The sequence below is a fragment of the Luteimonas changyuni genome (assembly GCF_039548395.1).
In the GTDB taxonomy this organism is placed as follows: Bacteria; Pseudomonadota; Gammaproteobacteria; order Xanthomonadales; family Xanthomonadaceae; genus Luteimonas.
On sequence record NZ_JBCLUZ010000018.1, the window covers coordinates 74,363 to 82,479 of the forward strand.

The following is an 8,117-nucleotide window of genomic DNA, read 5'->3' on the forward strand; positions in this document are numbered from 1 at the left end:
CAGCCGCGGCACGTTCGCAGTCCGGGCACATCGGCCCACCCTGGATCCTCGCGCTGCGGATCGCGGGCGAACTGACCTGGATCATGGCCGGCAGGTCCATCGCGGGCACACGCTTCCGGTCCCGACCATCCGACCAGAGGAGATCGCCATGAGCGACGCTGCCGCCAACGCGCCCGAGTACACCGCGCACCCCTTCGACGCCCGCGGCATCGCCCGTCGCTTCCGCCACTCTGCGATCTTCGGCGCGCTGGGCGCCCTGCAGCCCGGCGAAGCGATGCGCTTCGTCAACGACCACGACCCGCTGCCGCTGCTGTCGCAGCTGGTGGACCGCTTCGGCGACCGCATCGAGATCGCCTACCGCCAGCGCGAACCCGGCGCGATCGTGATCGACTTCATCGTCAAGGCCTGAGCCGCGGGCATACCGAGCCTCGCCCGGGAGACTACCCGGTGCAGAGGCCGGGCTTCAGAGCCCCTGCGCCGCCTGCGCCACCGCGCGAAACAGCGCGCGCCCCTTGTTCATCGTCTCCTCCCACTCCTTCACCGGGTCGGAGTCGTAGACGATGCCGGCACCGGCCTGGACGTGCAGGCGGCCGTCCTGGATCACGGCGGTGCGGATCGCGATGGCCATGTCGGCATCGCCGTTCCAGGCGATGTAGCCGATGCTGCCGGCGTAGACGTTGCGCTTGATCGGCTCCAGCTCGCGGATGATCTCCAGCGCGCGGATCTTCGGCGCGCCGCTGACGGTGCCTGCCGGGAAGGTCGCGCGCAGCACGTCGGCGTAGGACAGGCCGTCGCGCACCTTGCCGGTGACCTCGCTGACGATGTGCATGACATGGCTGTAGCGTTCGACCACGAACTGCTCGCCGACCTCCACCGTGCCCGGCCGCGAGACGTGGCCGACATCGTTGCGCCCGAGGTCGATCAGCATCAGGTGCTCGGCGCGCTCCTTGGGGTCGGCCAGCAGTTCGGCTTCCAGCGCGGCATCCTCGGCCGGCGTGGCGCCGCGCGGACGGGTGCCGGCGATCGGGCGCACGGTCACTTCGCCGTCCTGCATGCGCACCAGGATCTCCGGCGAGCTGCCGACCACCTGGGTGCCGCCGACGTCGAGGAAGTACATGTACGGCGATGGGTTGAGCGCACGCAGCGCGCGGTAGACATCGACCGGGCGCGCGTTGAACGGCACCGACAGCCGCTGCGACAGCACCACCTGGAACACGTCGCCGCCGGCGATGTAGTCCTTCACCTTCGCCACCGCGTCGATGAAGCCGTCGCGGGTGAAGCCGGAGACGAAGTCGCCCTCGTCCAGCGCCGCCGGGTGCAGGGTTTCCGGATAGCCGGTGCCGGCCTGGCGCAGGCGGTGCACCAGCGCGTCCAGCCGGCGCTGCGCGCGCGCCAGCGCCTGCGCCTCGCGCGGGTCGGCGTGCACCACCAGGTACAGCCGCCCCTTGAGGTTGTCGAACACGGCCAGTTCGTCGCACTGCATCAGCAGGATGTCGGGCGTGTCGAGGTCGTCGCGCAGCCCCACGTCTGCGGCCAGGCGCGGCTCGATATAGCCGATGGTCTCGAAGCCGAACCAGCCCACGAGCCCGCCGCTGAAGCCGGGGAGGCCGTCGACCTCCGGCACCGAGTGTTCGGCGCGCAGGCGCTCGACCTCGGCGAAGGGATCGGCAACTTCGCGCTCTTCCACGATTTCGCCGTGCTCGCGCAGCGCGTAGCGGTGGCCGCGGAACTCGTGCACGCGCGTGGCCGGCAGGCCGATGATCGAGTAGCGGCCGAAGCGCTCGCCGCCCTCGACCGATTCGAACAGGCAGCTGTGCGGGCCGTCGGCCAGCTTCAGGTAGACCGACAGCGGCGTGTCGAGGTCGGACAGCACTTCGCGCACCACCGGGATGCGGGTGTGGCCGGCGGCGGCATGCTGCTGGAACTGGGCGGGAATCATCGCGGCTCCGTGGCGGATGGGTCGGCGTCGCCCGGAGCGAGCAGCGCGCAGTCGGGCGGCAGGTGCATGCGCAGCCGGCGGGCGACGGCTTCGACGCGGAAGCGACGGCCTTCCACCGGCTCGCCGTCAAGGTTGACCGTCATCGGCTGCGCGGCCTCGATCTCCAGCCAGGGCAGGCGCGCGCGCACGGCCACCCGTTCGAGCGCGGCGCCCCGACCCTCCGCCAGCACCGTGCCCAGCGTGGCCGCGACCTCGCCCTCGAGGTCGGGGACGATGGTGACGTCAAGCAGCCCGTCATCGATCAGGGCATCGGGACACAGCGCCTGGCCGCCGCCGGCCTGGCGGCCGTTGCCGATGCCCAGGGCGATGAATCCACCGTCCCACGCGAAGCCGGGGCCGCGCAGGCGCGCGGCGATCGGGTCGATCCGCCCGAGGCGAGCCAGCCCCGTCACCAGGTAGGCCAGGCCGCCAAGCAGCTTCTTCAGGCCTTCATCGGTATCGAGCGTGACCTGGGTACCGAAGCCGGCGCTGGCCAGGTTGGCCGCCCAGTGGGTACCTCCGCCGCCCTCCAGCCGCAGCAGGTCGATGTCGCGCGCGGGCTGCGCCAGCAGCAGCTCGAGCGCGGCCAGCGGCGCGTCGGGGAGACCCGCGGCGGAGGCGAAATCGTTGGCCGTGCCCATGGGCACCAGCCCCAGCGCGGGCAGCGCACCGGCCCCCGCGTCGCGTCCGGCCAGCGCGGTCGCGACCTCGCTCAGGGTGCCATCGCGGCCGGCGGCAACGACGGCGTCGACGCCATCCGCAAGCGCGGCGTCAACGCAACGCGCGCCGTCCCCGGGCTCCCAGGTCACGCGCACGTCGATGTGCACGCCGCGCTTGCGGATCGCGTCCACGGCCTCGCGCAGCGCATCGTCGCCCGCGGACTTGCCGTTGATGACCAGCAGCCAGCGCGGCGCGTTCATGCCTGCGGCCGGACGCGGCGGTCGCAGTCCGGACCGGCGCTCACGGCGCGGCGGTGCCGCAGGCCTGCGCGACCTCGCGGCGCATCCGCGAGACCACATCGGCATAGTCGGGCTGGCTGAAGATCGCCGAGCCCGCCACGAACGTGTCCGCACCCGCGGCCGCGATCGCGCCGATGTTGTCGGGCTTCACCCCGCCGTCGATTTCCAGCCGCACCTCGCGCCCGCTGGCGTCGATGCGCTCGCGCACCTTGCGCAGCTTGTCGAGCGCCGAAGGGATGAAGGCCTGGCCGCCGAAACCGGGGTTCACCGACATCAGCAGCACCAGGTCCAGTTCGTCGAGCACGTAGTCCAGCACGTCGACCGGCGTCGCCGGGTTCAGCACCAGGCCCGGCCTGCAGCCGGCGGCGCGGATCAGCTGGATGGTGCGGTGCACGTGGCCGCTCGCCTCGGGATGGAAGCTGATCAGCGTCGCGCCGGCCTCGGCGAAGTCACCGACGATGCGGTCCACCGGCGACACCATCAGGTGCACGTCGATCGGCGCGGTGACGCCGTGCTTGCGCAGCGCGCTGCACACCAGCGGGCCGATGGTCAGGTTGGGCACGTAATGGTTGTCCATCACGTCGAAGTGCACCCAGTCGGCGCCGGCGGCGAGGACCTTGTCGACCTCCTCCCCCAGGCGCGCGAAGTCGGCGGACAGGATGGACGGGGCGATGACGGTCGGCAGCATGGCGGGCTCGCAGGCAGACAGGTGGGCAGCCGGTGGCCACGCCAGCCTCGGCCGCGCCCGCTCCGCGGGTTCGCGCCGGGGCGCGCATGGACGCACCTGGACCGCCGATTCTACCGGCCGCTGCGGCGCCTGGTCCGGATCCGGTCGTAGGCCTGGTTGATCTCGGCCGCGCGGCGCTGCGCCTGTTCAAGCAGCTCGGGCGCGGCGCCGGTCATGCGGTCGGGATGGTACTGGGCCATCAGCCGGCGATAGGCGAGGTCGACCTCGGCCTCGCTGGCCTCCGGACCCAGGCCGAGGACGCTCCAGGCATCGTGGTCCGGGCGCCGGAACCAGTCGCTGTCGAACGCGTGCCCGATCAGCAGGCCGATGAGGCCGCCGGCCGGGTGTCGCATCAGCAGCCAACCGGCGACGAACCCGAGGAGTTTTCCATACCATCGCTTCATGCGGCTGATTCTAGCGTCACGGGTCGCGCAAACACCGCGCATCGCTACAATGCTCGCCCGACGGCTGCGATACGACCCATGGCCACGACCCTGCTCGAAGCCCGCCTGCCCGGGTTCGAACTGCTCCACCGCGGCAAGGTCCGCGACGTGTACGCGCTCCCTCCCGGCTCCGGGCCGGAGGCGTTCGGACCGCTGCTGCTGATGGTCGCCACCGACCGCCTCAGCGCCTTCGACGTGGTCCTGCCAGACCCCATCCCCGGCAAGGGCGAGATGCTCACCCAGGTGTCGAACTTCTGGTTCGAGCTGACCGAGCACCTGGTGCGCAACCACCTCACCGGCATCGACGTGGCCACCGTGCTGCCCGAAGGCGTGGACGCGGAGGCCTATCGCCTGCGCTCGGTGGTCACCCGCCGCCTGAAGCCGGTCCCGGTGGAGGCCATCGCCCGCGGATATCTCATCGGCAGCGGCTGGAAGGACTACCAGCGCACCGGGCGCGTGAGCGGAATCGCCCTGCCCGACGGCCTGCGCCAGGCGGAAAAGCTGCCCCAGCCGATCTTCACGCCTTCGACCAAGGCCGCCGCCGGCGACCACGACGAGAACATCGACTTCGACGCCATGGTGCGCAAGATCGGCGCCGAGCTGGCCGAGCAGGTGCGCGACGCGACCCTGCGCCTCTACGCCTTCGCCGCCGAGTACGCGGCCGGGCGCGGCATCATCCTGGCCGACACCAAGTTCGAGTTCGGCACCGATGCCGACGGCCGCCTGTACGTGATGGACGAAATGCTCACGCCCGACTCATCGCGCTACTGGCCGGCCGATGCCTACGAAGTCGGGACCAGCCCACCGAGCTACGACAAGCAGTTCGTGCGCGATTACCTGGAGACGCTGGACTGGGACAAGACCGCACCCGGGCCGCGCCTGCCGGCTGGCGTGATCGAGCGCACGCGGGCGAAGTACGCCGAAGCCCTGCAGCGCCTGGCCGGCATCGATATCGACGCGGCGGCGAAGGCCGGCTGAGCGCGGGCGCAATAGCGTTCTGCGTCAGGGGGTCGGGTGCAGGCCGGCTGCGCGCAGTGCGCCGGTGATGGCGGTGCGGGCGGTGTCGAGCGCTTCGCTGCGCGGAACGATGCGGGCGCGGCGATCGAGGGTCTGGGCCAGGCCCTGCGCCACCAGTTCGGCATGCGCGGCGGCCAGCGCTTCGGCGGTAGCCGCTTCGAGCAGGCCGGCGTCGCGGCAGGCGGCGACCAGCCCGCGTGTGGAGCGCGGCTCCAGCAGGCCCGGATGCTGCGCCGCGTGCCCGAGCACGAGCGCCTGCAGCAGGAATTCCAGGTCCACCAGGCCGCCCTCGCCCTGCTTGAGGTCGAACAGGCCGCCGCCGCCCCGGTCGAGCTCGGCGCGCATGCGCGCACGCATGCCGGCCACGTCGGCGGCCAGCGCCGGCCAGTCGCGCGGCCGCGCCAGGGCGGCGGCGCGCACGCGCTCGAACGCCGCGCACAGGCCTGCGTCGCCGGTTGCACAGCGCGCGCGCACCAGCGCCTGGTGTTCCCAGGTCCAGGCGCGCTCGCGCTGGTATTCGCCATAGGCCGCCAGCGTTGACACCAGCAGGCCGCTGCCGCCGTCCGGACGCAGGCGGACGTCGACCTCGTACAGGCGGCCGGCGCCGGTGATCGTGCCCAGCAGCAGCACGATCTTCTGCGCGAAGCGCGCGAACCAGCGCTGCGCCTCCAGCGGACGCGGGCCATCGGACAGGGCATCGGCGGGCGCGTCGTACAGGAACACCAGGTCGAGGTCGGAACCGACGCCGAGCTCCGCCCCGCCCAGGCTGCCGTAGCCGATGGCGGCGAAGGGCGCATCGACCACCACGCCGTGCGCGGCGCGCATCTCGCGCTCCGCGAGCGCGACCACGATGGCAAGCACGCCATCGGCCAACAGCGCCAGCTGGTGTGCGCTGTCGACGGCCGCCATGCGTCCGTCCAGCGTGGCCAGCGCGATGCGGAAGCTCAGCGCCTGGCGGGTTTCGTTGAGCGTGAACAGCGCGCCCTCGATGTCGTCGCGCTGCAGCGCGGCCGCGCAGGCGACATCGATCTGCCCGCGTCCGGGCATCGGCCCGTCCACGCGCGCGTCCAGCAGTTCGTCGAGCAGCAGCGGGTGGGCGGCGACGCGTTCGGCGAGGAAGGCGCTGCGGGTCACCAGGTCGATCAGCCGCGCCAGCGCCGCGGGCTGTTCGTCGAGCAGGGCGAGGTAGCTGGCGCGACGCAGGATGTTGTGCAGCAGGGCCAGCAGCCGGCGCATGGCCTGCAGCGGGCGGTCGGCCGGCGCGCTGGCCTGCAGCATCACCGGCATCACCCGGTCCAGGCGCGCGCGCGCGGCGTCGGACAGGTCGCGCACGCTGGGCGAGCGCACGAAATCGCGCAGCGCGGCGTCAACCTCGCCCTGGTCGCCGAAGCCGGCCGCGGCCAGCACGCCGGCGTCGCCGCCGTCGGGCAGCGCGCGCCAGTAGCCGGCCAGGTCGCCGCTGACGGCCGCGCGCGATTCGTCGCGATGCGCAAGCAGGGCGTCGAACTCGGCGGCCACGCGTTCGCGTCGCGGCTCCAGCGCGGCCAGCAGCGCTTCCCAGTCGGCATGGCCCAGGCCACCGGCGATGCGCAGGCGGTCGAGCGGATCGCTCGGCAGCACGTGGGTCTGGGCATCGCGCAGCATCTGCAGCCGGTTCTCGACCCGGCGCAGGAACAGATAGGCCTCGGCAAGATCGCCCGCCGCCTCCGGCTCGATCTGGCGCGCTGCACGCAGTGCGTCGAGCATGGGCAGCAGGCTGCGACCGCGCAGCGCCGCCTCGCGTCCGCCGCGGATCAGCTGCAGCGCCTGCACCAGGAACTCGATCTCGCGGATGCCGCCGGGCCCGCGCTTGATGTCATCGGCCAGGTCCTTGCGCGCGACCTCGGCCGAGATCGCGGCCTTCATCTCGCGCAGCCCGGACAGGGCACCGTAGTCCAGGTAGCGGCGATAGACGAAGGGGCGCAGCGCCACCAGGAAGCGCTCCCCGGCGTCGATGTCGCCGGCCACCGGTCGCGCCTTCTGCCAGGCGTAGCGCTCCCAGTCGCGGCCCTCGCGCTGGAAGTACTGCTCCATCGCCGCGAAGCTCAGCGCCACCCGGCCGGCGTTGCCGAAGGGACGCAGCCGCAGGTCGACGCGGTGGCAGAAGCCGTCGGCGGTCTGTTCGTCGAGCAGCTTCGCCAGCGCGCGGCCCAGGCGGGCGAAGTAGTCGTCGGCGGCTAGCGGGCGCGGGCCGTCGCTTTCGCCGGCTTCGGGATAGGCATAGACAAGATCGACATCGGAGCTGAAGTTCAGTTCGCCGCCGCCGAGCTTGCCCAGCGCGAACACCACCAGCCCCACCGGCGCGCCGCCGCCATCGCGGACCACGCCGTGGCGCGCGACAAGCCCGGCTTCCAGCGCGGCCAGCCCGAACTGCAGGCAGGTCTCGGCCAGGCGGGTGCTCCCGGCCAGGGTGTCGGCCACTTCATCCAGCCCGTTCAGGTCTCGCCAGATCAGGCGCGCGGAGGCTGCGCGGCGGTAAGCGCGCAGCTGGCCCGGCCATGCGTCGGGCGCTTCGGGATCAAGCCGCGGCGGCGCGATGGGCGCGGAGGGATCATCCAGCAGCGCTTCCAGCGCCTGCGGCTGGCGCGCGAAGACCTCGGCGGCGAAGTCGCTCGCGGACACGACCCGCCGCAGCGGCTCGCCGCCGCGCTCGGCCAGGCCGGGCTGCAGGCGCGCCAGTAAGCGGTCAACGTGGGCGCGGAGCGCGCCGTCTTCGCCTTCGGGGGTCACCAGGTCCATCCGCCGATTGTGGCATCGCATCGACATGGCGCCACGCAGGGGTCGAGACGGAAGAGGTTCTTATCCTGGTTGAGGGAGGCTTCCGGTTGATTGCTTCGGGAGGGTGGGGCGCGCTGCCCGCCGTGGAGGCAGGGGGGATGCCCAGCCGGAATATGCGCATCCTGCTCCCAGTTCCGGCCGCCGGCCATCCATGGCCGGCTCTGGGCATCCCCCCT

The 8,117-nt window shown here is 72.4% G+C and carries 7 protein-coding genes; 2 read left to right on the top strand and 5 right to left on the bottom strand.

Annotated elements, in window-relative coordinates:
- The first annotated feature begins 148 nt into the window (after window positions 1-148).
- Window positions 149-409: a DUF2249 domain-containing protein gene (locus WCD84_RS08640; protein WP_343255066.1), complete on the top strand. Its 261-nt coding sequence runs from the start codon at window positions 149-151 to the stop codon at window positions 407-409.
- A gap of 54 nt (window positions 410-463) precedes the next feature.
- Here WCD84_RS08640 and trpE read toward each other — a convergent pair whose 3' ends face one another.
- From trpE to WCD84_RS08660, 4 genes are all read right to left on the bottom strand, one after another.
- Window positions 464-1,939: an anthranilate synthase component I gene (gene trpE, locus WCD84_RS08645; protein ID WP_343281097.1), complete on the bottom strand. Its 1,476-nt coding sequence runs from the start codon at window positions 1,937-1,939 to the stop codon at window positions 464-466.
- Complete coding sequence (yegS, locus tag WCD84_RS08650) at window positions 1,936-2,898, bottom strand: lipid kinase YegS (protein ID WP_343281098.1); 963 nt, start codon at window positions 2,896-2,898, stop codon at window positions 1,936-1,938. The genes trpE and yegS overlap by 4 nt, the downstream gene beginning before the upstream one ends.
- Before the next feature lie 40 nt (window positions 2,899-2,938).
- Window positions 2,939-3,625 carry a ribulose-phosphate 3-epimerase gene (gene rpe / locus WCD84_RS08655; protein ID WP_343281099.1) on the bottom strand — a complete coding sequence of 229 codons (687 nt, stop codon included), beginning with the start codon at window positions 3,623-3,625 and terminating at the stop codon, window positions 2,939-2,941.
- Between the two features lie 110 nt (window positions 3,626-3,735).
- Window positions 3,736-4,068 carry a J domain-containing protein gene (locus tag WCD84_RS08660; protein WP_343255070.1) on the bottom strand — a complete coding sequence of 111 codons (333 nt, stop codon included), beginning with the start codon at window positions 4,066-4,068 and terminating at the stop codon, window positions 3,736-3,738.
- Window positions 4,069-4,146: 78 nt separating this feature from the next.
- Between WCD84_RS08660 and WCD84_RS08665 the strand changes: the two genes are divergently transcribed.
- Complete coding sequence (locus tag WCD84_RS08665; RefSeq protein WP_343255071.1) at window positions 4,147-5,085, top strand: phosphoribosylaminoimidazolesuccinocarboxamide synthase; 939 nt, start codon at window positions 4,147-4,149, stop codon at window positions 5,083-5,085.
- A 24-nt stretch (window positions 5,086-5,109) separates the two neighbouring features.
- Here the strand turns inward: WCD84_RS08665 and glnE are convergent, their stop codons facing one another.
- Window positions 5,110-7,902 (bottom strand): bifunctional [glutamate--ammonia ligase]-adenylyl-L-tyrosine phosphorylase/[glutamate--ammonia-ligase] adenylyltransferase, encoded by a 2,793-nt coding sequence (gene glnE, locus WCD84_RS08670; RefSeq protein WP_343281100.1) that lies wholly within the window; start codon window positions 7,900-7,902, stop codon window positions 5,110-5,112.
- Between the last annotated feature and the right edge of the window lie 215 nt (window positions 7,903-8,117).